Here is a 23,553-nt window from a genome sequence, read left to right as displayed (position 1 = left end):
AGAGGCAATCTTTACAGCCGTATATCCGTATACCAGTATCCAAACCTCCCATCTCCCTGAGGCTGTTTTCTGGCCAGAACAAAATGTGGGAAGCCGAACATGGATGCCATATATTTTTCGTTGCTGAAGTAATGGCCCGGCACGCCGAGCAGATAGCGGGGCGGCCGCTGTGGGTCCAGAAGCTTTGCCAGGATCAGATGGCGGTAATTGTAGTAGCCATGAAGTAGAAAGCTGTTGTTGCCGTAGGTCCAGATTTCCCGGGGAAGAAGGCCAATGTCCTGTGGTTTGATAGACAGAATCTCACAGCCGTTGTCATAATCGAAAGCCAGGACTTTGGTGTACTGGTCACTCATTTTCTTCCAGATGTTGATATCCGCCTGCTCCTCGTTTTCCTCCCGGTCCAGTTCGGCGAGACGTGCTGCGTCTTCCGGGCCCTGGGGCTGAGGTTGCTGTGATTCCGCCAACGGCTCCCGTTGTCCCGGTGCTGACCCTTGCTGCACGGTTGTGCCGCCTGTTGCCTGCTGCTTCACAGGTTCTGTTTTGCCCTTGTCCACATCTTCATTCTCTTCTCCCCAGGGTGCTGTAGTCTCAAGCTTCTGCGCCTCTGCTTCCAACTCCCGTTCAATTTCCGCAGAAATCGGAAGTTCCTGTGCAGTTTCCTGCGCGGTCGGCTCTGAGCCCACTTCTGCGACTTGTTCCAGCCCCAATTCTGGAACTTGCGCCGGAACCGGCTCTGGCTCCAGTTCGGTCCCTTCCGCTTTCTCAGGCATTCCCTCAAGTTCCGCAGCCTGAACCTCCCCTTCGTTCTGCTCCAGTTTTCCCCGCTTCTGCGCCTCCCGCTCTCTCGGCTCCTTTTCCTTCCGCTCCTGCTCTTCCTTCTGCTTTCTCAGATTCTCCGCAGTCACCTCCGCCAGCTGAATCTCCGCGGTCTGTGCCACCGCATCTTCCCAGATGGTGGTGTAGCTTTGCCAGGCATTTTCTACCTCATGGATGGTAAGCCCGTAGCAGTCTTCCATGCGAAGCCCGGAACCATCTACATTCTCTGACTGCACCTGGGTACGGTATTCCCCGGCACCGCTGCGGATAAAGATCCTGCCTAGCAGAAGTTCCCCGCCGGTATGAAGCAGATACACGCCCACGTCGCTGCTGCCCACATACACTTTCTTGACATTCACCTGAATGCGACACTGGGGGCCGCGCATATCAATCTTGGCAAAGCCGATGTTTTTTCCTTTTTCCCCGCCTTCGTAGGCATATATGTACGAAATCAGTCTCCTATAATCAGACATAGCTCTCATCCCCTCCGCGATTGTAGTACCCCGGATATTCCAAGTGTACATTACTATATATGCAGAAGTGATAAGAGCTATGTTTTTTCTTTACATATAACCAAACATCGTTGGGATCACTGTTGATACCGCCGGAACAAACGTAACAAGCATTAATATAATAAATATTGCCACATAAAATTTTAATAGAATTGGCATGACATCTTCTAATTTCCGATTAGCAACCTTAAGACTCACAAAAAGAATACTTCCCACCGGAGGCGTAATGCAGCCAATACATAAATTAAATACAAGCATAATTCCAAACTGAAGTGCTGTCATTCCCAACTGTTCACATACCGGAAGCAATATTGGTGTAAAAATTAAGATTGCAGGTGTTAAATCCATAAAAGTTCCAACAAATAAAAGCAATACATTAATCACCAGAAAAATGACAATTCTGCTATCAGAAATAGACAGGACACCTCTCGCAATCGCATCTGGAATTCCAGTAAAAGACATCACCCACGCCATAATATTGGACGCTCCAACAAGGAACATGATGATACCCGTCATTTTTGCACTGTTAACAAGTATTTCGAACGTATCTTTAATTGTAAGATTCTTATAATAGCATGAAAGCAAAAAGCTATAAAGCACCGCAATTCCAGATGCTTCTGTTGCCGTAAATACACCTGAGCAAATACCACCTATAATAATAACAACCAGAATCAAACTCGGAATCGCGTCAATTGTGTATTTAAAAAACTGTTTACATGTAATTCTTTCATCGCTTACATAATGAAATTTTTTTGCATAAAAAAATGCAACTATCATACAGCTCACACCCCAGAGAATACCAGGAACATATCCGCCAAGAAACAACGCTGCTACAGAGGTACCCCCACTCGCAAGAGAGTATGTAATCATTGCTGTACTTGGAGGAATCAGCATACCAGTAGGCGCCGTTGCCGCATTTACCGCGCAGGAAAAATCCTCATCATATCCTTTTTCTTTTTCAATTGGAGCAACAATGGATCCCATCGCTGATGCCGCCGCTGTTCCAGAACCTGAAATTGCGCCAAAAAGCATATTTGCAACAATATTGGTATGAGCCAGAGAACCCGGAATACGTCCCGTAAGGGCAGTTGCAAAATTAATCAGTCTGCTTGCAATACCACCTTTATTCATAAAATTTCCGGCTAATATAAATAACGGAATTGCCAATAATGTAAAAATGTTAATACCCTGAAACATCTTCAGCGCTGATGCCGGTGCTGCTCCTGCTACACCTAACGACTGAACAATAATAATCAGAGATGAAATAATCAAAGACATGCCTATCGGAGCACCGATAAAAAGCATAACTACAAGAATTAAAAAAATAAGTATTGTCGCAGTAGCTGCTGAACTCATGCTTTGTCCTCCAATCTCCACCCGGTCAATAATTCCATAATGTTAATCACACTATATATTGCAACTAAAATTCCACTAATTGGCATGATACTATATATAACATTCATTGTAATTCCAAGCGTTGGTGAAACCTGCAGTGCCCCAACCTCCATAAACTTTATACCGCCAAAGAGAAATACAATAATTGCAATAAACAGATTCAACAGTTCCGTAAAAATCTGCAAAACACAATTTGCCGTTCCTGGTAATTTATTTACAAAAAATGTCAAATTCATATGATCACGTTCTCCAAAGACAAGTGCCGCTGCAAGAAGTGATAACCACACAAAAGAATAACTAAGAATATCTTCGGACATTGTACTCGGATTTTTCATAACATATCTCATAAATACCTGATAGCATGTTAATACTGCCATAAATCCAAGCAAGCAGCCACAAATAACTCTAAGTATTCTATTCAGACAACTTTGAAGCTTTTTTATCATCTTCATAATCTATCCCCCTGTATTTTTTGTACAGTATCATAAAGTGGCTGAATCTCTGGATATTTTTCCAAAAGTTCTTCTTTCACTGGTTTCTCCAATTCACTGAATAAGGTTTTGTCTACTTTAATAAACGTAACCCCCATATTTTCCTGTGCAATTTTTTTATACTCCTCAATTTGCTTGTCCCATTCTTCACATTCTATTGTATTAGCAATTTGAAATGCCTCATGAAATACAGCCTGCTCTTCCTCCGAAAGTGAATTTAAAAAATCCGAATTGGCCATCAACATATCTGTAAAAATCTGATGCTCTGTATATGAATAGTATGGAGCCACTTCACCGTGTTTCATACTAACCAGTGCCATTTCCGGATTCGATGCACAGTCAATGACATGATTCTGTAATGCTGTATATACTTCACTATACGCAAGCGTAGTTGCTGCTGCCCCCAGTGCCGTAACAGTCATAACATTTGCCTCACTGGGCTGCACCCGGAATTTTTTCCCTTTCAAATCATCCGGTGTATAGATTGGCGTTACAGAATAAATATTGTTTACTCCATTTGCAAACCAGGTTACACCCTCAATCCCTTTATTCCTCGTACATTTATAAATCTCATTCGCGAAGCTTTCTGTGTTCATGCATTTGCGAAAACTAGCTTCATCATTAAAAAGATATGGCATACCAAAAATCTTGTACATATTGTCAAACGATTCCAAATTGCTGCCACTCGTCGCAACTAAATTTAATGTTCCCATTTGTAACAATTCAAGGGCCTGCGTATTATCCCCCATAATGGAATTGTAATATATTTTCACTTCGTATTTGTCGCCTAAATTTTGTTCAATGTAATCTTTCATTGCCCTTAAGCCAATACTGATCGGATGACTATCCGGCTGGACTGTTGCCACACTGACAATCTGTTTTCCCGAACCAGAACCGCCGCTGGTGCTATTACTGCAACCCGTTCCTCCAATAGCCAACAGGAAAATACCCATCAATAAAACTACATGTTTTCTCACGCGTATCATCACTCTTCTCCCTGTATTTTTTTAATGCCTCTGATGATAGTAAAATGTCTATCATCAGAGGCAAGTTTCTATTTAGCTCCTAGACTAAAAGTACGCCATCCTTCATAATTACAAGACCATCAATATCAGCTGTAATTTTTTTCATAACCAGATCCATGTGCAGCGGAGAATCTGTATGACCACCAAACATCAGATTTTTGCCAATGCCAATGTGTAAGTTTCCATAAGATCCTTCATCCGGTGCCATATGACCACATAATTCATTTTTATCATTTAAACCTAATCCCAGTTCACCTACATTATAAACCGTCGGATCATTATAATCAGCCAGTATCTTTCTTAAAATGTCTGCTTCCTGACCACCTCTGATGTTTACAATAAATCCATCCTTTACATCCAGATAAATAGGCTCTTTGATTAAGTTCAGCAGCGGATGCGGAATACTTCCATCAATAACAACAAGGCCATTTGCCGTCCCCTCTACCGGTCCAAGCGCAACTTCTGCATTTGGAGGGAATGAAGCGCTTCCCGGCTTAATGGAAGTTCCATAATCAATAGTAACCGGTCTGCCTTCTACGCTGCATACAAGATCAGTTCCACCCTCCGATGTAAGATGGAAGGTTTTTCCATGGAATTTCTCAGCAACACGATTAATTACCTTTGCTACTTCGTCAAAATCTGCAGTAAGTCCACCATGTTCAAACATATCTAATGTATAATCCTGCACACCTACCCATCTGAGCCGTCCTGCTTTGCAGGCATTGATACGAGCCTGACTGTGCATGAGTGACATCGAGGTGCATCCGAAAGCAACGTCCGTATTCATCATTGCTGCAGCAATATGTTCTGTCGGTTCTGCACCATGAGCCTTTGTCGGCGGCATAACAACCATTGTTGTTTCAAAATACTGTTTAGCCCACTTATAAACTAATTCACCAATTTCTCTCTTGCCGTCATCTGTAATAACAAGAACTTTTTCTCCCTCTTTCAAATGAGTAACTGTTGTCAATAACTGTTTTACACCCAGAGGCATTTCCTTTGACATTTCCATACTTATATTCTCCTTTTACAATATTATTTTTCGTTGCAAACTTCAACTACAATCTCAACTTCAACGGATGTTCCTCCGGGAAGGGAGGACATTCCAAGGGCTACACGACTGTGCTTTCCTGCTTCTCCAAAAATTTTATTAGCAAGTTCTGTAACCGCATCCATAACCTTGGGATGATCTGTAAATTCTGGTGTACTTGCGACATAACCTTTGATATTTACAATCTTCGTAATTTTGTCCAGGTCACCGACCTGCTCTTTCACTGCCCTGAGGCAATTGACAAATGCCGCCTTCGCCGTTTCCTGCGCCTGTTCAACAGACACATTGGCTCCAACAATTCCCTTGTTAATGAGTTCCCCATTTAACCGACCTGCATGTCCCGATACAAAAATCAGGTTTCCACTCCTCACTGCCGACTCAAATGGTCTCTTGTTTGCTCTTCCGCTGTTTTCAAGCGAATAGCCTTCTAAAAGTAACTTGTTTTCGTAGTTCATTTCGCCCTCCTTTGTTTTAACTGTCTCAATCATACCATCGCAAATCCATAAATACTAATGTGATTTTTTCTCTGTATTTATAGACGGCATCTATAGATTGTTATATGATATAATGGATGTGATTTTTACTAAAAGGAGACTGCACTATGAACATGAATAATCTATATTATTTTAATGTTTTAGCCAGATTTCAGCACTACACCAAAGCGGCTGAATATCTTTATATTACTCAGCCAAGCCTCAGTCATGCTATTTCCAGTCTCGAAAAGGAATATGGGGTTAAACTGTTTGAGAAAGATGGAAGAAATGTAAAACTCAGCAAATATGGAAAACTTCTTTACCGATATACTTCTGACGGATTTTCTTCTCTTGAGATAGGGAATCGGACACTCAGCGAATTTAACAACAAAGAACATGGTTTTGTAGATTTTGGATTTCTGTTTATTTTGGGATATCAATTAGTACCAAATCTTATTAAATCATTTCATACCATACGGGAGCACGAACAAATCGCCGTTAATTTGTATCAAAGCACCTCGGCTGACAGTATTCAAAATATCATAAATGGAAAATTAGACCTTGCCTTGTGTACGTATATTGAGGATAATCCAGAAATTGAGTTTACTCCTCTTTTTAAGCAAAACCTTGTTTGTATCGTTCCACAGCATCATCCGCTTGCGAGGTTTGATTGTGTATCTATTCATCAAATTGCAAGCTACCCCATCATACAATACACAAACCAAATTGGTGAAATACAAACCATCATCACGAACTTATTTCTTAAATACAATCTAACCCCCAATGTATATCTTCGCTTACAGGAAGAAATGACCATAGCTGGTTTTATTTCTGCAGGAGTTGCTGAATGCAGTGCCATCGTACCTGATTTGGATGTTTTAAATATTTATAATCTGAAAAAAATAAAAATTGATGATGAAAAAGCCTACAGAAAAATTTATCTGGCTAGAGCAAAAAATCGGCCAATGGCCGCATGCGTCAAGGTTTTATATGATTTTATAATAAAAGAATTAAAGACATTATAAAAATAACTGGGCAGAATCCTGATGAATTCTGCCCAGTTCCATTCAAAAAACTCTGTACTATTTACAGTTTTCCGTAAAATAATTTGCCAGCTGCGCAAACTGCTGTAAGTCCAGTGCCTCGCCGCGGATGGTGGCTGGTACGCCCAGGCTTTCAATGGCTGCCATGATCTGCTCCTTGGTAAAGGAAACATCCGGCGCATTGTTCAGGCCATTCTGCAGAGTCTTTCTGCGCTGGTTGAAGGAAGCGCGGATGAGGCGGAACATCAGCTTCGGATCTGCCACCTGAACCGGCATCTCTTTGTGACGGGTCAGACGAATGACCGCGGAGCCTACATTCGGACGCGGAATGAAGCAGTTCGGCGGAACGTTTGCCACAATATACGGCTCAGCATAATACTGGACTGCCAGGGACAGCGCGCCGTAATCTTTGGAGCCCGGTCCCACCTGCATGCGGTCTGCCACCTCTTTCTGCACCATAACCGTAATGTTGTCGATCGGCACATTGCTTTCAAACAGTCCCATGATGATCGGTGTGGTAATGTAATACGGCAGGTTTGCTACGACCTTGATGGGGCGTCCGCCATTGTGTTCCTCTGTCAGTTTTTTTATGTCAACCTTTAAAATATCCTCGTTGATCACAGTAACATTGTCATATTCTGCCAGAGTCTCCTTCAGAATCGGGATCAGGTTGTTGTCAATCTCTACCGCAACCACCTCTCTGGCTGCCTCAGCCAGATACTGGGTCATGGTTCCGATACCCGGGCCGATTTCCAGCACCATATCCTCTTTTGTCACGCCTGCTGCCCCAATGATCTTATCCAGTACGTGGGGATCGATCAGAAAGTTCTGTCCGAACTTCTTCTGGAAAGCAAACTGGTATTTCTGGATCACCTCGATGGTATTCTTCGGGTTGCCAAGTTTTTCTCTCATTCTATAATTCTCCTGTTTCGGCTGTTTACTTGTATTGCATCTTATCTTATCACACAATTTTTTCGATTACAATGAAAGCCGATACATCTGTTTTGCATTCCGGTTCGTTATCTCAATGATCTGTTCTGCCGGCACATCTTTGATTCTGCTGATTTCTTCCACCACATAGGGCAGATTCAATGAAGAATTGCGCTTTCCGCGGTTTGGCACCGGAGAAAGGTACGGACAGTCTGTCTCTAACACGATCCGGTCAAGGGGCATGTAAGCAACCACCTCTTTTAACTTTTTCGCGTTATTAAAGGTCAGCACCCCGCCGATTCCCAGATAAAATCCCATATTCAGGTACTCTTTTGCCATCTCCAGGCTGTAAGAGAAACAGTGGATCACACCGCCGATCTCTCCCGTCTTTTCTGCTTTCATAATATCCAGGGTATCTTTTGCCGCGTCACGGCTGTGAATGATGACCGGAAGCTTCTTCTCCCTGGCCAGTCCCAGCTGACGCACAAACCACGTTTTCTGAAGCTCCGGTTCCGGCTCATCCCAGTGGTAATCCAGGCCGATCTCACCAATCGCTACCACCTTTTTCTCTTCCGAAACATGGCGCAGCCAGTCAAAAAGATGGTCGTTCAGTTCTGCAGTCTCGCTTGGATGCACGCCGACTGCACCGTATACAAACGGATACTTTTTCATCAGCTCCAGCGTATTTTTCGTCGTCTGGATGCTGGCGCCCACGTTTACCACGGCTTCAATGCCGTGTTCCGCAAGACTCTTTAAGACCGCGTCCCGGTCCTCGTTAAATGCCTCATCATCGTAATGGGCATGGGTATCAAAAATCATCATAACTGTATATCCTCTTTTCCATATTGTATCATCAATTATTCTTTTACCTCTTTTATACAAAATGGAAAGGAGTTTTTCAATACTTTTCTGCATATCAGAAAGCCCGCAGCCGTTGTAAAAAGCTCTGTTGCAGGAAAGGTATACCAGATTGCAGACAGGCCCCATATGTTTCCAAATATCCAGGCCAGCGGAACAAATAAAACAACCTGCCGCAGAATTGTCAGGAACATGCTTTCTTTGCCCGTTCCAAAAAAATCATTCCTCTGCGTTTCTTTCATTCGTTTCTTCCCGCCAATATACCATGCACTCTATCAGCTGCAGCCCGTCATTTCCTGTTTTAAATGTTTTTTCAGCATATTGGTTCAAGGTGGATTATTCATCACTTACGTTCCGGAAGTCTTTTCATACACAGAAGATTCATCCCCCATACATAAAGAGGAGTGTGATAAAACACACTCCTCAAAGTTTTTATAAAAAGAGTTTTCTGCTGGTTGTCAGCCTCGGTATCCAGTTAAGATACCCATAACGACGTGGAAATCATTAAGTCCCCCACGTGGCCTGGCAGCTTGATCCAAGCTGTCAGGCTCGATGTTCAGTTAAGACATTACACACGAATTACTGACAGTTCTCGTTGATGAATGCTTTAACTTCATCCTGGCTTTTACCAAGAGCGCTTTTTACCTCTACAGAACCATCAGCGATACCGGCCTTTGCAGCTTCCAGAGCAGCTTTTCCCTCGTCAGAAAGTAAACCGTTTAAAACATCGCCTTCTACGATGCCTACTGCTCCATCAGCGAGACCAAGGATCTCGTACTCGCCGTAAGGAAGCTCACCGTTATCCAGCCACTCGCCAATCACGTTATAAACTGCGTTTCCTACCTCTTTCACGACAGATGTAGCGAACTTAGACTGAATTGTCTCGTCGTCTGCATACAGTAAAGACTGGTCACTGTCAACACCGATCACATACTTGTCTGCTTCACCTGCCGCATTGTGAACACCGTTGCCGGATCCACCTGCACATGCGAAGATAACGTCTGCTTTGGCATCGTTATACTGTGTCATAGCTTGCGTCTTAGCTGTATCTGGATCATTCCATGCACCTACATAATTGTAAACGATCTTGATGTCAGGATTGTAAGCCTTTGCACCCTGAATGTAGCCCCACAAGAATTCCTGAATTACCAAGGACTCGTCCATGCCACCGATGAAGCCAATTACACCGCTCTTTGCCAGATCTGCTGCTACGATACCGCCTAGGTAAGCTGCCTGGCTGGTAGCGAAGTCAACGCCATATGCGTTACCATTTTCGCACTGATCAATTACATCCTCGCTGATGATAGTGAAAGCGATGTCTGGGAATTCATTAGCAACTTCTACTAGGTTATCCTTAAAGTCGGAAGCAGTAATAATCAGGTCTGCACCTGCGTCAGCCGCCTCATACATAGCCTGCAGATTTGCTTGCAAATCTGCAGTTGTCTCTACCACATGCACATTCGCTCTGTCTGCATAATCGGTAACTGAACGGTCTGCACCTTCAGCCATGCTGTCCCAGTAAGACAGATCACCTCTGTCACGGATAAATACGTAAACTTCTTTCAGTTCGCCATTATCTGCTACAGGAGCATCGGTTTCTTTCGCTACCTCAGTCTGCTCTGGTGCCTGTGTCTCAGAGGGTTTGTTGCCGCTGCTGCATGCAGTCAGCGCACTTGCGGCCAGTATTGCGGCCATGCCAGCCGCTGCAACTCTGTTCATCTTTTTCATGTTACTTTTCCTCCTTGTTCTGCTCAGCTTCTTTTTTGCAAATATCATAGAGCTTTAGGCGATATGAATCATCGTATTCCTCCCAAAGCGGCTGAACTTTACTTGCCTCATCCAAGAAATAAAATACATCTCTGCCTCTTGCGCGACCCTGAATGGTGTGCATATCAATCGCATAATCCGGAATCTCCGGAACGTATCCGGCATCAAATTCCTTCATGATAATGTTCTTGATATGGTCGGTAGAACGCTCTTTCTGGCACTTGCACAGATAGCGGATTGCAAACATAAAGAAAATCGGCCGATCCCCGTCTTTATAAGGGAATTCTTTGTGCAGATCATACAGGTTCTTTACAACCGCAGCCGCCTCTACATTGCCGAAACCAATATCCTCTACCGGGATAACAAGAAGACGGTTCCACATCTTCTCCTCATGGAAAGTGGAAGTCATATACAGCTCATATGCCATGCGGAGAGCCGTATCCTCCTCTCCCCGGCGGATGCACTTCTGCAGAGCTGAAATTACGAGGTCTGCTTCCAGTCCATTGATTGTTTTTGTGTTTGACCACGGATCATAATATTCCTGAGCCATTTTTTCTCCTCCTTTAATGTAGGTGATTTATCATGCTGCCTGATTCAGGCTTGCAAGCTTTTCTTTTCTGTGGGCCACCATCTTGCGGATGCCCTGGATAATCACAAGGACAACGATGATGAACAGATACGGGAACGCCTCGATCAGCTTCAGATCGATCTTGCTGTAAAGCTGAAGATACACAGTAATTGTATCGGAAAATCCGTAAAGCAGAGAGCTTAAACATCCGATCACCGGATTGCCCTGACTCATGGCATCCATAGCAAGAGACATATATCCTCTTCCAGCAACCATGCCCGTAGTAAAGGAGCGAAGCGCTCCCATGGATAGATACATGCCACCGAAGGAACAGGACACACCGCAGATCGCCAGAGCCACAAACTGATGCCAGATTACGTTGATACCGGATGCTTTGGCTGCCGCAGGATTCTCGCCAACTGCCCGGATGTTGATGCCCAGCTTGGTTTTATAGAGCATCCATGCCGTCAGAACCACAATTGCCCATCCAATATAAGTAACCATGTTCTGTCCGGAAATAATGGTTCCAAAAACCGGAATATCTTTAATAACAGGAATATCCACAACCGGGAACGTAAGACTCTTGAGCGCGCTTGAGTTGGCCTTGCTGCCCGTCAGCATTACCAGAACAAATACGGTTCCGCCGGTAGCGATCAGGTTCATGGCCACGCCGCAGGCGTTCATTGCTCCCTTCATAATCAGGGAGAAATACCCGAATATAAAGGATACCAGAATCCCCATAGCCACCGCCGCAATACAGCCGATCCAAAGATTCTGAGTGAAGGCACTGACAACGACTCCGGTCAGCGCACAGATCAGCATGGTTCCCTCGATCGCCAGATTGAAGATTCCCGCCTTGGTCATCATATTGGCCGCCAGCGTTGCCAGCATAACCGGCGTGGTGCTGGCCAGCACCGTCTTCCAGAATGTCGGTGATAAAAAGAACTCCATCATACTGCTGCACCTCCTTCCTCCTCTGCCTGTTTGAGAGACATCTTCTGATCGTGTCTCCGCTTAATGAAATACAGGAATTTCTGAGACGCCACCAGGAAAATGATGATTCCCTGCAAAAACGTCACGATTTCCGGATCCAGATCCGTAGCGCGGGACATGATCTCCGCTCCTACACGCAGGTACGCGATGAAAAATGCCGTCAGCGGTATATATGTGGGGTTGCCGTTGGACAGCATGTAGATCAGCAGACCATCCCATACATAGTTCGTCTGAGACTGCCACCGGAAACGCTTGTACACGCCCACGATCTCAATGGCACCGCCCATGCCGGCGATTGCGCCGCCGATAAACTGAGCCAGAAGAATCACAAAGTTGGTTTTAATACCAGATGCTTTTGCAAAATCGAGGTTGCTTCCCGTCACACGAACCTTATAACCGAAGGAAGTCTTGTTCATCAGGATAATGACAAAAATCGTCACTGCAATCATAACCAGAAAACCATAGTGAAGGGTGGTTCCCTGAATCATGGTTCCCATCCGCGCATGGTCCGGAAACTTGTAACTTCCCCAGCTTCCGCTTGGCTCCAGAAAAAAGGAACTAACAATGGACAGCCCCAAGTAGTAAAAGATGGAGTTAGCCATAATCGCCAGAACCACCGGATTTACTTTTGTATACTTATTGACGATAACCGGCAGCATGGAAATCAATCCGCCTACAATCGCCGCTGCGATAATCAGAACCGCCTGATGCACAATGTTGGGCAGGGGAAATGAAATAGCAATCGCCGTCGCCACCACCGCGCCCATATAGAAAGACGCGTCGGAGCTAATGTTGAAGATACCACTCTTTAAGCAGAGCGTCAAACCCAGACCTGTAAATACCAGCGGAATACCCCGCACTACCACGTTAAAGAAGCTGCGCTTGGTCTCCAGAGGCCCCAGCATCAGTTTCTGAATTGCCAGTCCCGGCGTCTCACTCACGAAGAAAATAATCACAAAAACCAGGACAATGGACAAAAGAAGCGCCGCGGCGATTCGGATGACACTGAAATAATTCATGACATCAAATTTTTTAGCATTTGTTTTTTTATTTTCCATGACTTATCCCAATCCCTCCTGTTTCTTGATTCCGAGCATATAAAGTCCCAGCTCCTGCTCGGTGACTTTCGGTTCGTTTCTCAGAGCGGCCACTACCTTACCCTTGTGCATAACCAGAATCCGGTCGCTCAGTGAGATCAGCTCATTCAGATCCGCCGAAACCAGAAGGATTGCCTTTTTATGGCTCCGCATCTCCAAAATCTTTGAATGAATAAAGGAGATCGCACCCACGTCCACGCCTCGGGTGGGCTGATTCAGCACCAGCAGATCGCTTTCCGCCTTAAATTCTCTGGCCACAATCGCTTTCTGAATATTTCCGCCGGACAGGCTGCCGATGGGCTGGTTTTCATCCCTGGTTTTGATCATAAACTCTTTGATCTGTTCCTGGCAGTGTTCCTTGATCTTTGACTTCAGGATCATTCCCGCGCCGTTGGTAAATGTATCGATATTGGAAACCGTCAGATTCTCCTGCACACTCATTTCAGCCGCGCATCCGTTCATCATACGGTCTTCCGGTACATGGGACATACCGATCCTGCGGATGTTCGTTACCGATTCCCGGGTAATATCCTTGCCGTTTAAAAATACCTTTCCGTCGATGGCGCGCATATTGCCGGTGATAATGGAAATCAGTTCGCTCTGGCCATTGCCCTCAACGCCTGCAATTCCCACAATCTCGCCTCTGCGGACACTCAGGCTGACACCGGAAAGCTTGGGAATCTTAAATTTGTCCACATACGCCAGTTTTTCAACCTTCAGAACCTCTTCTCCCGGCGTAATCTTTTCTTTGTCGTAATCAAAGGTAATTTCCCGGCCGACCATCAGGTTGGAAATATCTTCCTCCGTGACATCCTTCGTCAAATGCGTTCCCTTGGTTAGGCCACCCTTGAGTACGGTGATCCGGTCGCTGATGCGTTTTACCTCGTTCAGCTTATGAGAAATGAAAATGATGGTCATGCCTCTCTTTTTCAGATCCAGAAGCTTTTCGAACAGCTCCTCTGTCTCCTGAGGCGTCAGAACCGCCGTGGGCTCATCCAGAATAATCAGTTTGGCGCTTCGGTAAAGAATCTTCAGAATCTCCAGCTTCTGTTTCATTCCCACACTCATATCCCGGACTCTTCGGGATGCATCGATGTCAAAATTGTACTTTTTCGCCACTTCGTTGGTAATCTCAATGTCCCGCTTTTTATTGGACACGAAACTGGTCTTTTCCATTCCCAGCATCATGTTCTCCGCTCCGGTCAGGGAATCCACCAGCATAAAATGCTGATGCACCATGCCGATGCCGTGGGCGATGGCATCCTTACTGGACTGGAGCTTCAGCTCCTCTCCGTTCATGTAGATATGCCCCGAGGTGATACTCTCCAAACCGTAAAGCATCTTCATCAGCGTACTCTTTCCCGCTCCGTTCTCACCTACAAGAGCATGAATCTCGCCCTCATCTACGGTGAAGTTTACATTGTGATTGGCTAGCACACCGCCCTCATAGATCTTGGTTACATCTTTTACCTCAAGCAAATGTCCCATCAGCCTTTCCTCTCTCTTCTCCGAATTTCTTGCAGACAATGTTCCAAGTCGCCTTGGATCAGCGTCATGCTGCATCCCAGCATCAGGTTCACGGGAAGGTCGAAGTTTTCAACTAGGAAGCCGTCCTGATCCGTCTCCCCTCCGATCTTCTCCATCATGGTTCTGGTATCGTTCAGATACCCGTATATCTTCTTCCCAAGGGCATACGCATATCCGATCTCAAAACAGGTGCCGCTGTCCGGTTCCCCGCCCCGGAAACAATTGACATTGGCCACCACATAATCACTGATCTCGATACAATGAATGTTCTTGAGAAAAATTCGTTCTCCCAGGGTCTTCCCTGCATCCGGCGCCGCTTTCTGCGCCTGCATCTCAAAACCATATCCGGCGCATAGAGCCCTGTACTCTAAATACCGTTTTTCCCGCCAATCGGGATAAAACACATCAAATCCCGCTACATATATACGATCCATCGTCGGTCCCCTCCGTCTGTCCTCTAGTGATTGCGGAGCATTGCCTCCACTTTTCCGAAAAACTCGTTTTGAAACGCCTTCACATCCACAAACATGGCTGCTTTCATGCTGTATTCCGGGTCATTGCATCTCCATACATCCTCCGTGGTTCTCCCCCGCAGAGGCCCTTCTGTAAAACAGGTCAGATGCATCGGGATCGTTGTGAGAATCTCGGGGTGGATTGCCGCCACCGCAGCTAGCGGATCATGAAGCCCGCAGCCGTTTAAATACGGATGGAACTGTTTGTACGCACCCAGATAATGCTTTAGGCTCTCATAAAGGAACAGCGCGCTCTCTGTACCGATGGTATGCCACCGTTCATGATCCTCATACGTAAACAGCGTCTTGCGAGTCACATCCAGCCCCACAAGTACTACCGGAAGTTTGGAAGTCAGCACTTCATAGCACGCCTTCACGTCCAGACGGACGTTGGCTTCCATCACTACCTCCATCACATTCCCAACATTTCCAGGAGTGGCCAGCGCACCTCCCATAATGTAAACCGCCCCCACCTTTTCCGCAACAGACGGATCTTTCCGAAGCACTCTCGCAATATCCGTCATAGGACCGCTTGTGACCCAATACAGTTCTTTGCCGTATGTCTCAATCATCTCAATAATAAAATCCGTGGCATCCTCCGGCTTCGCGTCTCCCCAGTCTTCGGGGGTGCTGGGCGGAAGTACGCCGCCGATCCCGGACATACCGTGAAACTTGCTGCCGCCGCTGAAATCGATATGTTCCCCGCTGAGTGGCGTCTCACTTCCCATAACTATCGGAATCTCCGGCTTTCCGCAGAGCCGAAGGACTTCCTTTGTGTTCCGGAAGACGTCACCCACATAACTCATGCCGTAGGAGCAGGTAACACCCACCACCTCGCACTCTTCCTGGGCCGCCAGATAAGCAAGCGCCAGAGCATCGTCCACGCCGGTATCACAGCTGTACAAAATCTTTTTGCTCATGTCAAATCCCCGACTTTCTGTTTATTTCTCTCATATGCTGCTCTGCATCTGCAATGATCTTTTCTTCATCCAATTCCACCAGCTGCCGATCTTTCATAACCAGCTTTCCGTCAATGATGGTATGAAGAATGTCATGACTGTTTCCGGAAGAAACCACCGTATTGAGAAGCCGCTGCGTCGGCCGCATATGGGGACCCTTCACATCCATCACAATCAGATCCGCTGTCTTTCCCTCCTCAATCACGCCAAGCGTATCTCCATGGCGGATTGCCTGGGCACCTCCAAAAGTAATCATCCGCAGAAGCTGATCGTTGGGTACAGCCACCGGATCAAATACCGGAAGCCCCCACTGGGCCGTCACCCCCGCCTTCAGCGCCCGAATCTGTGTAAACATATCCAATGCAATATGGGATGCGCCATCGCAGCCGATTCCAATAGACGCTCCACGCTCCAGCATGGAAGGAATTTTGGGAAAACCGTGGTTGATGAAGTTCGCCATTGGACAATGAATGACATGCACTCTGTTGTCCGCCAAGAGCGTAATGTCACGCTCTGTCAGAAGTACGTTGTGAGCCGTCAGAAGCCTGGGACTCAGCGCTCCCACCGACTGCAGAAACGCAGCCGGGCGCATTTTATAATTCTGCAGGCAGAAGCTGACCTCGTCCTTATGCTCGCACAGGTGCATATGAATGCCCGTGTCTAACTCCTCTGCCTTTTCCACAATCTTTTCTATCAGTTGTTTTGAACAGGTCATCAACTGCCGTATGCCGAACCAGATATCCACCCGGCCATCCCCAGCTCCCTGATACCGGCTGTGCAGTTCCTCCGTCAGCCGGATACAATCTTCGGTGGAGTGTTTCATCTCCCCGCAGACTACATTGCCCATGTCCATGGTAGACGGACAGAGCGCCGCGCGCATCCCCGTCTCCATCACTGCCTCGGCTACCTGATCCATATGGACGCCGCCGGCATCGGCAAAACCGGTGATACCGGCCCGGATCATCTCCACGCAGTGCAGACGCGCCGAAACACGTACATCTTCAGGGCTCAGGCTACTCTCAAAGGGAACCAAAAAACGGGTCCAGATCATAGGGTACTCATCCGCCGTCCTGCCCCGCAGAAGCTGCTGGCAGGTATGGGTATGACCGTCTATAAAGCCGGGCATCAGAAGATTTCCATCTGCCTCCAGCACCTCCGCCGGGCAAAAACGCTGATCCAGTTCTTCCGGTGTTCCTATGGCATATATTATTTTATCCTTCACCGCCACCGAGACGTGTTCTTTTATGGTAAAGTCTCCGGTCAGAATCCGGCTGTCTCGAATCAGAATATCACACACTTCTCTCATGTACACACCACCTTTTCCACGCCGGACGCCCGGGCCAGCGTTGCAAGTTTCTCCATATAAGCCGCTGTCGGCGGCTCCACATCCATGGACGGGCGTACACCCCATGGACGATATTGAATTAATTTGTACCGAATCTGTGGCCGCTGCGCCAGAATCCGGCTCACCTGCCGCACCGTATCTTCATTGTCCAGGTATCCGGGAACAATGACAGTTCGGACTTCATAGAGCTTTCCAATCTCTGCCAGATAAGAAAGATTCTGCAGAACCACATCGTTTCCGCATCCTGTCAGCATCCTGTGATAATCGCTGTCAAAAGCCTTCACATCCAGCATGGCCATATTCATCTCTGCTGCAAGCTCCGGCATCTGCCGAAAATCGGTCTGGCCGTTGGTATCCACAAAACAAGTCTTGCCCAGGCTGTGCGCCTTTCGGAACAATTCAGCGATAAACGTGTGGTACCGCGTACACTCCCCGCCGCTTACGGTAATTCCCTCAATAAAGGGAAGGGATGATCCGATCTCTTCCAGAATCTCTTCCGCCGTCATCCGGCGCACTTTAGGAGAACTGTAATTCCTGCATGTCTGAATACAGGCGTCGCACCCGACACAAACAGCCGAATCCCACACCACTTTACCGTCTTTCATGCTGAGAGCCTGTACCGGACACACCGACACGCAGGCGCCGCAGGCAATACACAGATTCTGCGTCTCCGGATTGTGGCAGTACCGGCAGCGGAAATCACATCCCTGAAAGAAGATGGCGCTGCGGTTGCCGGGTCCATCCACGTAACTGAACGGGATGATCCGGTTCACCAGTCCCCGCTCAGGCATTGCGCACACTCCGTTCAAAGATCCGCAGTCCTTTGCTTGCTCCGGCTCCCAGAACCGTGGAAGCGTCAAGACTTACCTCTCCAGCATCGTATTTCTCAATATCGGAACGTTTTACCAGGTACCCGGTAACGCGAACCACATCGGAATCATTGGAATAGAAGGAAAAATAGCGCATATTCTCCTTAAATGCTCCTTTGATAATGTCCAGAACCGCCATGGGATTGTTCTTCGCCGTTTTCTCAAAGGGGAACAGCTCTCCGATTCCAGCTGCAAAATGCTTCTGTGTCTTTGCTGTAAACAGAAGATGTTCGGGAAGTGCCGGTTCTTCGCCTACAGGTACGCGGGTATTGGGCGTCACGTCGGTATCGGTGGAAATCCCCACCTGGCCATGCATGGCAAAACTTCCGTATTTTGGCTTATAAGCAATCACCTGCTCATGGATCTGATCCAGAACGCGAAGCGCAAATTCCTCCGCCTTTTTTCCGTGTCCGTAACGCTCGTCCGCCTTTTCCAGTCCGAGAATCCGGTTGACACACTCAGCAAGCCCCACCATGCCGAACATACCTACAAATTTTTCACGACAGATCAGGCCTTCATCTGCCAGAAACGTATTTTCAATAAATTTAGCATCTTCAAATATAAATGTATCCCTCTTGTCCATCTGCTCACACTGGGCGGCTACCGCCTTCGGCAGCATCTCCCAGAACTGCTCCTCGCTCTCGCAGACATCCGACAGCTTCTTCATATTCAGACGTCCCAGCGTCAGACCGCCGCCACCGATAGGAAGCGCGTTGTAGCAGCTGACAATGGCGTAATCGCTGCCCCAGTCCGCCGTATACATGGCGTCATTGACAAAGCTTGGCTTCGCCGTCACCAACCCCGTCTCGATGGCCTTGCACGCAAAATTGTCCGGCGTATGCTCGTTGTAAATCATGGACATATTGGGAACCGGTCTCTGCATCTCGGCAGACAGTTCCAGAATAATCCGGCCCGCTTTCGTATCATAAGGCCCAATGTCTGCGTGGCAGAAAGAATCACCGATGGTCCGGTCTATATTGGTGAGGAAAATCCGGATGGCATGTCTGGCCTCCTCCTCATCTTTTACAAAAGGTTCCAAAAGCCGGTCGATATGTCCTATGTACACCGGTCCTGCAATCACCGACGGCACATGACGGTACAGAATCAGCAGATTTGATACCGCATCCCAAATATCCTTCGGCGGGTCCAACATCAGAAACCTGCTGCCCTGCTTCATAAATTTGTCATAGTCCGGAAGGACATAACGGGGACGGTAGGGCGCATTGCCCTCTCCCATATCAAATACAATATCCCGATCCACAAACCACTGCGCCTCGGGACTCAGCGCCACCGGATCCGGCATATTCTCCGCTATCGCCGCCAGTTCTTTCAATCTCTGGGGATATGTAAGCTGCGGCTCTGCCAGAATAGCCAGAACCTTTTTCTCTAACAGTGTCATAAGATGCCTCCTAAATTAATCACTTCACACCATATCCTGCATAGTTTCTGCCGCCTCGCCGTTCGCTGCCGCGGATCAGTATTCTCGATTCCATCAGAACACGTTTGCATTTCTTTTCATCAGTTCTGCCATTCATTCGGTCATTCAGCATCTCATATGCAACTTCTCCCATGCTACGCATAGGACAATCCAGCATCGTCACCGGATAACCAATTGTATTTAAAGTAGAAATATCATCAAAACCAATCAGTCCTACATCCAAACCTGGTGTAAGACCATTCTCATTCAGATACCGGATACATCCAAGCGTCTCAGAACTGCATGTAGCCAGCACTGCTGTCGGAGGATCTGGCAGTGTCCGAAAATACAAGCATGCCTGATAACCACTTTCTTGGGAAAAATCTCCTTGATATATGTACTCTTTTCGAAGGACAATACCTACATCCGCCAGACAGGCTACATATCCATCCAACCTTGTCATTCCGTCCCGTAGAACTTCCGGACAGGTAATAATTCCGATCTTTTCATGCCATGCTTTTAGAAATAGGCTAATACCATCGTATATAGTCTTTCGATTATCCACAAAAACTGCAGCAAACTCTCCGTCCGGCACATTTCGATCTATTAGAACCACATGAATTCCATCTTCTTCCGCCTTCTTGAGAAGTTCCACGGTCCGACGCTTTGTCCCGATCACTGGCAACATCAGAATTCCCTGTACACGGTGATCCAGCGCCTGCAGAATAGCTTGATACTCCTTTTCTGGATCTTCTGATGTATTGTACAACAGAACTCCATGAATTGTCCACCCTAATATCAATGGCATTCAATATATTAACGAAAAATGGCTCTTTCACGTCCGGCAGGATCACTGCTATCATCTCTGTATTGTTACGAATCAGACCACGTGCCACAGCACTAGGTCTGTAATGGTGTTCTTGGATCAGTCTTTCGATCTTCTCTCGGATTTCCGCCTTTACATATCCTTTATTGTTGATGACACGGGAGACGGTGGTAGCCGAAACGCCTGCCATTTTCGCGATATCGCAAATTGTCATAGGCACCTCTCTCACTTATGTTCTGCCAAAAAAGCGTCAATCTCCTTTCTCAGCGGCATGGACACTGTAGTACCCAATTTCTGCACAGACAGTGCTGCCAGCGCATTTGCAAAAACCGCCGCTTCCCATAGATCTTTTCCCTCAGAAAGTGCTGTAAGAAGCCCTCCGTTAAATGCATCACCTGCCCCGGTGGTATCCAGCGCCTTTACTCGGTATGCTGGAAGAATTCCGCTCTTTATGCCGTCGTGAATGTAGACACCGCGGCTTCCTAACGTAATCAGCACTTTTTTCACACCACGATCCATAAACCACTTCGCCGCTTGGTCTGCTGCCGCTTTATCAGACACCGGAATACCTGTCATAATCTCCGCTTCCACCTCATTAGGCGTAACCAGATCAACCATAGATAAAAGCACATCCTTTACCGGCTGTACTGGGGCTGGATTTAGAATCACTTTTACCCCTTTTTCATAAGCTAAACGAACTGCACGATCAATTGAAGAAATATTAGTCTCCAACTGGGTAAGCAGATACTCTGCTCCATCCATTAGCGGTGCTAGGCGTTCCACATCTTCATTGGTAATTGTACCACACGCTCCCGATATCACCACAATCTTATTCTGGCTGGTGTTCTCATCCACCATAATCAGAGCGCATCCGGTCTCTGTGTCCTCCGAAAAAAGTAAATATTCCGAGCTCATTCCAAGTTCCTGCATCGTATCCTGCGCCACTTGTCCAAAAGCATCCCGCCCTAGCTTGGTCACCATGGTCACATTCGCGCCTGCTTTATGAGCCGCGGCTCCCTGATTAAATCCTTTGCCCCCAGGCCCCATTCGAAACATACTGCCCTTCACCGTCTCACCCGATGCCGGCAAATGGGGTGTTCTTCCCATCAGATCTACTACAAAACTTCCAAACACAATCACTTTTTTGCTCATTGCGCACCCTCATTTAAAATAGGTAAACGTTTTCATATTTTATTTATAACGTAACTATTCAGGACCTCTGATTACAGGCCCATAATATTTTGTGAAAAACAGAGAATTTGAAATTGTCTGTTTTCGATTAAGCTGGTGTTGTTGGTGGATAACCAACATGTAAATTCAGCGAGTTTCTTTGATTTGTGGATTACCTTCTTCCATCGCATGATATTATGGACTTCTGTGTCTCTCCCCATGATATTTGGCCACACTACAGCTTGGAATAATAACAGTTATCCACCGTCATTTTTGCCATACGTATTTGACTGCTGATTCGCGTTTTGTGCTCCAATTTGGTATACTTAAACCATCAAATTCATGGAAGGAAGGTGGTCTGTATGCCAATAAACATTACAGCTGAACTGGTTCAGAATCTACTTGAACAAAATGCAGATTTACGTGCTCAGAACACAGCAATGATTGAACCGCTTGCCCGGTTAAATGCTACAGTGGATTCACTCCAACAGACCATCAAGGAACTTCAAGAGCAGATCAACAAAAACTCAAAAAACAGTTCAAAACCAGCTTAGCATTAAAAAAACTGTTAACTTATATAACGATTAGGTAGTCAAAAGGGAATTTTTAGTTACCCCATTTTTCTGATATACACATTGAAAACTGAATATATTGCTGTAATAAGAACTATTAGGTTGTGGATAACCTATTTTTCTCAGATTGTCAGAGGTTGCCGTGAACTAATTTTACGCAACTACTGCTTTTGAAGCGCACTTATCCAAGCTCTGCATATATTGGCAGAACTTCTTGATGTTCAATGCTCCGATTTTACAGCCGAAGAAAAATCTGCTCTGTATAAGACCTCTCACCGGTATCTTATCAATGTTATATTTCCGGCGGAGTATAGAGGGGATTGTTTCCACTCCATTCCGAAAACGGGTCTGCTGTTTGAATTCCTCCGTGCTGCGTTCCCGTTGATGTTTTGCACGCTGGCTGGATTTTGCTGAAACTGTCTTCCGACTGACACGCTTAAACATTTTGGGATGACATTGGTTTTTATGGGGACACTGTTCGCAGTAATTCTTTTGGAACGACACTGTGCACTGACCTGTTGCGGCATTATAACTGCAGTTCTTTGGAACATGACCACCTGGACAGCGAAGTACTTCCTGACCGTTTTCACTGAATTCAAAGTCTGCCATAATGTCATCTGTCTGACGGTCAGTCAGGTTTGTTGTTACAAGGTGAATGTTTTTTTCTGCCGCAAGCTGTTCATTTTCAGCTTCTGAGTAAGCACCATCTGTTATGATAGTTACGGTTTCGTCCTGTACTTCCATTGATTCAAGTGTTTCTTTCATGAACTGGCTGTCACTGTGGATATTCTGCTCATACTGATAATCTTCAACGATGCTTCCATTTTCTCCGGATGCCTCTACTACATTTGCCACGTATCCACGGTTTTGCTTCCCGCCTTTTTCTCTATATGTGGCATCTGGATCAGCAGGGTTTTGCAGGATGGACGCATTCATACCGCCGTCCTCTTTGGTCCGAAGCCGATAAGTACCATCATCATTTAAAACTGCCTGTTCTTCCAGAACACGCAGCAAAAGTTCGTAGCTGGCTGACTCGGCATAATCCGTTCCGCAGAGTTCTTTTAATAAAGCTACTTCCTTTAATACGATGGCTATCTTATCTGCTGTCTCATCACTGTGGTTATAGTAGATAACCTGATTTTTATCATCCGCCTGCACATAATGCTGTAGTTCTTTGGGAAGTTCCATGTTTTTGGACAATTCCTTCGCAAGATTTGCAGTGCAAGTGTAAAGCAGTTCCAGACGTCCCATCCGTTTGATATTGGAAGCTACCATCAGGCTGTCCATCCTTTTCAGAGTTGTATCAATCTTCATGATTTCTGCCATTTCAGCAGATA

Annotated in this window: 23 protein-coding genes and 2 pseudogenes; 2 read left to right on the top strand and 23 right to left on the bottom strand. The window is 46.3% G+C overall.

The window, feature by feature from the left end:
• Positions 1 to 11 precede the first annotated feature (11 nt).
• The 6 genes and pseudogenes from WMO41_RS16080 to WMO41_RS08870 form a co-directional block, all read right to left on the bottom strand.
• A pseudogene (locus tag WMO41_RS16080) lies at positions 12 to 431 on the bottom strand (DUF6128 domain-containing protein); the annotation flags it as partial.
• 948 nt (positions 432 to 1,379) lie between these two features.
• The gene (locus WMO41_RS08890) at positions 1,380 to 2,684 is read right to left on the bottom strand and encodes a TRAP transporter large permease (RefSeq protein ID WP_349229451.1); all 1,305 of its coding nucleotides are present in this window, start codon (positions 2,682 to 2,684) and stop codon (positions 1,380 to 1,382) included.
• Positions 2,681 to 3,175, bottom strand: coding sequence for a TRAP transporter small permease (locus tag WMO41_RS08885; protein ID WP_349229450.1), 495 nt, complete (start codon positions 3,173 to 3,175; stop codon positions 2,681 to 2,683). The genes WMO41_RS08890 and WMO41_RS08885 overlap by 4 nt, the downstream gene beginning before the upstream one ends.
• A complete protein-coding gene (gene dctP / locus WMO41_RS08880; RefSeq protein WP_349229449.1) occupies positions 3,172 to 4,200 on the bottom strand; it encodes a TRAP transporter substrate-binding protein DctP in 1,029 nt (342 codons plus the stop codon). Before dctP ends, WMO41_RS08885 begins: the two co-directional genes overlap by 4 nt.
• Positions 4,201 to 4,279: 79 nt before the next feature.
• The gene (locus WMO41_RS08875) at positions 4,280 to 5,251 is read right to left on the bottom strand and encodes an aminopeptidase (protein WP_349229448.1); all 972 of its coding nucleotides are present in this window, start codon (positions 5,249 to 5,251) and stop codon (positions 4,280 to 4,282) included.
• A 23-nt stretch (positions 5,252 to 5,274) separates the two neighbouring features.
• Positions 5,275 to 5,778 carry a RidA family protein gene (locus WMO41_RS08870; RefSeq protein ID WP_349229447.1) on the bottom strand — a complete coding sequence of 168 codons (504 nt, stop codon included), beginning with the start codon at positions 5,776 to 5,778 and terminating at the stop codon, positions 5,275 to 5,277.
• A 113-nt stretch (positions 5,779 to 5,891) separates the two neighbouring features.
• Here WMO41_RS08870 and WMO41_RS08865 point away from each other — a divergent pair, with 113 nt between their 5' ends.
• Complete coding sequence (locus WMO41_RS08865) at positions 5,892 to 6,788, top strand: LysR family transcriptional regulator (RefSeq protein WP_349229446.1); 897 nt, start codon at positions 5,892 to 5,894, stop codon at positions 6,786 to 6,788.
• 57 nt (positions 6,789 to 6,845) lie between these two features.
• Here WMO41_RS08865 and rsmA read toward each other — a convergent pair whose 3' ends face one another.
• The 16 genes and pseudogenes from rsmA to rbsK form a co-directional block, all read right to left on the bottom strand.
• Positions 6,846 to 7,718 (bottom strand): 16S rRNA (adenine(1518)-N(6)/adenine(1519)-N(6))-dimethyltransferase RsmA, encoded by an 873-nt coding sequence (rsmA, locus tag WMO41_RS08860; RefSeq protein WP_349229445.1) that lies wholly within the window; start codon positions 7,716 to 7,718, stop codon positions 6,846 to 6,848.
• 66 nt (positions 7,719 to 7,784) lie between these two features.
• Positions 7,785 to 8,555, bottom strand: a complete 771-nt coding sequence (locus WMO41_RS08855; protein ID WP_349229465.1) for a TatD family hydrolase — start codon at positions 8,553 to 8,555, stop codon at positions 7,785 to 7,787.
• A gap of 38 nt (positions 8,556 to 8,593) precedes the next feature.
• Positions 8,594 to 8,836, bottom strand: coding sequence for a hypothetical protein (locus WMO41_RS08850; protein ID WP_349229444.1), 243 nt, complete (start codon positions 8,834 to 8,836; stop codon positions 8,594 to 8,596).
• Positions 8,837 to 9,173: 337 nt separating this feature from the next.
• On the bottom strand, positions 9,174 to 10,322 hold the full coding sequence (locus WMO41_RS08845; RefSeq protein ID WP_349229443.1) for a BMP family ABC transporter substrate-binding protein: 1,149 nt from the start codon (positions 10,320 to 10,322) through the stop codon (positions 9,174 to 9,176).
• Position 10,323: 1 nt separating this feature from the next.
• Entirely contained in the window at positions 10,324 to 10,911 is a 588-nt protein-coding gene (locus tag WMO41_RS08840; protein WP_349229442.1) for a hypothetical protein, read from the bottom strand.
• A gap of 30 nt (positions 10,912 to 10,941) precedes the next feature.
• Entirely contained in the window at positions 10,942 to 11,883 is a 942-nt protein-coding gene (locus tag WMO41_RS08835; protein ID WP_349229441.1) for an ABC transporter permease, read from the bottom strand.
• Positions 11,880 to 12,980 carry an ABC transporter permease gene (locus WMO41_RS08830; protein WP_349229440.1) on the bottom strand — a complete coding sequence of 367 codons (1,101 nt, stop codon included), beginning with the start codon at positions 12,978 to 12,980 and terminating at the stop codon, positions 11,880 to 11,882. Before WMO41_RS08830 ends, WMO41_RS08835 begins: the two co-directional genes overlap by 4 nt.
• A 3-nt stretch (positions 12,981 to 12,983) precedes the next feature.
• Positions 12,984 to 14,507, bottom strand: coding sequence for an ABC transporter ATP-binding protein (locus WMO41_RS08825; protein ID WP_349229439.1), 1,524 nt, complete (start codon positions 14,505 to 14,507; stop codon positions 12,984 to 12,986).
• Positions 14,507 to 14,980, bottom strand: a complete 474-nt coding sequence (locus WMO41_RS08820; protein WP_349229438.1) for a nucleoside 2-deoxyribosyltransferase — start codon at positions 14,978 to 14,980, stop codon at positions 14,507 to 14,509. The genes WMO41_RS08825 and WMO41_RS08820 overlap by 1 nt, the downstream gene beginning before the upstream one ends.
• 23 nt (positions 14,981 to 15,003) lie before the next feature.
• Positions 15,004 to 15,978: a nucleoside hydrolase gene (locus WMO41_RS08815; protein WP_349229437.1), complete on the bottom strand. Its 975-nt coding sequence runs from the start codon at positions 15,976 to 15,978 to the stop codon at positions 15,004 to 15,006.
• A gap of 1 nt (position 15,979) precedes the next feature.
• Positions 15,980 to 17,323 (bottom strand): amidohydrolase family protein, encoded by a 1,344-nt coding sequence (locus WMO41_RS08810; protein ID WP_349229436.1) that lies wholly within the window; start codon positions 17,321 to 17,323, stop codon positions 15,980 to 15,982.
• Positions 17,320 to 18,153: a YjjW family glycine radical enzyme activase gene (locus WMO41_RS08805; protein WP_349229435.1), complete on the bottom strand. Its 834-nt coding sequence runs from the start codon at positions 18,151 to 18,153 to the stop codon at positions 17,320 to 17,322. Before WMO41_RS08805 ends, WMO41_RS08810 begins: the two co-directional genes overlap by 4 nt.
• Positions 18,146 to 19,630: a YjjI family glycine radical enzyme gene (locus WMO41_RS08800; protein ID WP_349229434.1), complete on the bottom strand. Its 1,485-nt coding sequence runs from the start codon at positions 19,628 to 19,630 to the stop codon at positions 18,146 to 18,148. Before WMO41_RS08800 ends, WMO41_RS08805 begins: the two co-directional genes overlap by 8 nt.
• Positions 19,631 to 19,649: 19 nt before the next feature.
• Entirely contained in the window at positions 19,650 to 20,456 is an 807-nt protein-coding gene (locus tag WMO41_RS08795) for a LacI family DNA-binding transcriptional regulator (RefSeq protein ID WP_349229433.1), read from the bottom strand.
• Positions 20,457 to 20,607: 151 nt separating this feature from the next.
• Positions 20,608 to 20,664: pseudogene (locus WMO41_RS16075) on the bottom strand (LacI family DNA-binding transcriptional regulator); the annotation flags it as partial.
• A 35-nt stretch (positions 20,665 to 20,699) separates the two neighbouring features.
• Positions 20,700 to 21,626: a ribokinase gene (rbsK, locus tag WMO41_RS08790; RefSeq protein WP_349229432.1), complete on the bottom strand. Its 927-nt coding sequence runs from the start codon at positions 21,624 to 21,626 to the stop codon at positions 20,700 to 20,702.
• A gap of 380 nt (positions 21,627 to 22,006) precedes the next feature.
• Here rbsK and WMO41_RS08785 point away from each other — a divergent pair, with 380 nt between their 5' ends.
• Positions 22,007 to 22,198, top strand: coding sequence for a DUF6444 domain-containing protein (locus WMO41_RS08785; protein WP_349229431.1), 192 nt, complete (start codon positions 22,007 to 22,009; stop codon positions 22,196 to 22,198).
• Positions 22,199 to 22,369: 171 nt separating this feature from the next.
• Here WMO41_RS08785 and WMO41_RS08780 read toward each other — a convergent pair whose 3' ends face one another.
• A complete protein-coding gene (locus WMO41_RS08780; protein WP_349229464.1) occupies positions 22,370 to 23,530 on the bottom strand; it encodes a transposase in 1,161 nt (386 codons plus the stop codon).
• Positions 23,531 to 23,553: the final 23 nt, after the last annotated feature.

This window comes from Ventrimonas faecis (genome assembly GCF_040096075.1).
In the GTDB taxonomy this organism is placed as follows: domain Bacteria; phylum Bacillota; class Clostridia; order Lachnospirales; family Lachnospiraceae; genus Brotaphodocola; species Brotaphodocola faecis.
The sequence above is the reverse complement of the archived record's forward strand: the minus strand, read 5'-3'. Positions and strand labels throughout refer to the sequence as shown.

Coding starts and splice junctions, on each gene's coding strand:
- WMO41_RS08890 (WP_349229451.1), bottom strand. CDS start 2,684: ATGAGTTCAGCAGCTACTGCGACAATACTTATTTTTTTAATTCTTGTA.
- WMO41_RS08885 (WP_349229450.1), bottom strand. CDS start 3,175: ATGAAGATGATAAAAAAGCTTCAAAGTTGTCTGAATAGAATACTTAGA.
- dctP (WP_349229449.1), bottom strand. CDS start 4,200: ATGATACGCGTGAGAAAACATGTAGTTTTATTGATGGGTATTTTCCTG.
- WMO41_RS08875 (WP_349229448.1), bottom strand. CDS start 5,251: ATGGAAATGTCAAAGGAAATGCCTCTGGGTGTAAAACAGTTATTGACA.
- WMO41_RS08870 (WP_349229447.1), bottom strand. CDS start 5,778: ATGATTGAGACAGTTAAAACAAAGGAGGGCGAAATGAACTACGAAAAC.
- WMO41_RS08865 (WP_349229446.1), top strand. CDS start 5,892: ATGAACATGAATAATCTATATTATTTTAATGTTTTAGCCAGATTTCAG.
- rsmA (WP_349229445.1), bottom strand. CDS start 7,718: ATGAGAGAAAAACTTGGCAACCCGAAGAATACCATCGAGGTGATCCAG.
- WMO41_RS08855 (WP_349229465.1), bottom strand. CDS start 8,555: ATGATTTTTGATACCCATGCCCATTACGATGATGAGGCATTTAACGAG.
- WMO41_RS08850 (WP_349229444.1), bottom strand. CDS start 8,836: ATGAAAGAAACGCAGAGGAATGATTTTTTTGGAACGGGCAAAGAAAGC.
- WMO41_RS08845 (WP_349229443.1), bottom strand. CDS start 10,322: ATGAAAAAGATGAACAGAGTTGCAGCGGCTGGCATGGCCGCAATACTG.
- WMO41_RS08840 (WP_349229442.1), bottom strand. CDS start 10,911: ATGGCTCAGGAATATTATGATCCGTGGTCAAACACAAAAACAATCAAT.
- WMO41_RS08835 (WP_349229441.1), bottom strand. CDS start 11,883: ATGATGGAGTTCTTTTTATCACCGACATTCTGGAAGACGGTGCTGGCC.
- WMO41_RS08830 (WP_349229440.1), bottom strand. CDS start 12,980: ATGGAAAATAAAAAAACAAATGCTAAAAAATTTGATGTCATGAATTAT.
- WMO41_RS08825 (WP_349229439.1), bottom strand. CDS start 14,507: ATGGGACATTTGCTTGAGGTAAAAGATGTAACCAAGATCTATGAGGGC.
- WMO41_RS08820 (WP_349229438.1), bottom strand. CDS start 14,980: ATGGATCGTATATATGTAGCGGGATTTGATGTGTTTTATCCCGATTGG.
- WMO41_RS08815 (WP_349229437.1), bottom strand. CDS start 15,978: ATGAGCAAAAAGATTTTGTACAGCTGTGATACCGGCGTGGACGATGCT.
- WMO41_RS08810 (WP_349229436.1), bottom strand. CDS start 17,323: ATGAGAGAAGTGTGTGATATTCTGATTCGAGACAGCCGGATTCTGACC.
- WMO41_RS08805 (WP_349229435.1), bottom strand. CDS start 18,153: ATGCCTGAGCGGGGACTGGTGAACCGGATCATCCCGTTCAGTTACGTG.
- WMO41_RS08800 (WP_349229434.1), bottom strand. CDS start 19,630: ATGACACTGTTAGAGAAAAAGGTTCTGGCTATTCTGGCAGAGCCGCAG.
- WMO41_RS08795 (WP_349229433.1), bottom strand. CDS start 20,456: ATGCCATTGATATTAGGGTGGACAATTCATGGAGTTCTGTTGTACAAT.
- rbsK (WP_349229432.1), bottom strand. CDS start 21,626: ATGAGCAAAAAAGTGATTGTGTTTGGAAGTTTTGTAGTAGATCTGATG.
- WMO41_RS08785 (WP_349229431.1), top strand. CDS start 22,007: ATGCCAATAAACATTACAGCTGAACTGGTTCAGAATCTACTTGAACAA.
- WMO41_RS08780 (WP_349229464.1), bottom strand. CDS start 23,530: ATGAAGATTGATACAACTCTGAAAAGGATGGACAGCCTGATGGTAGCT.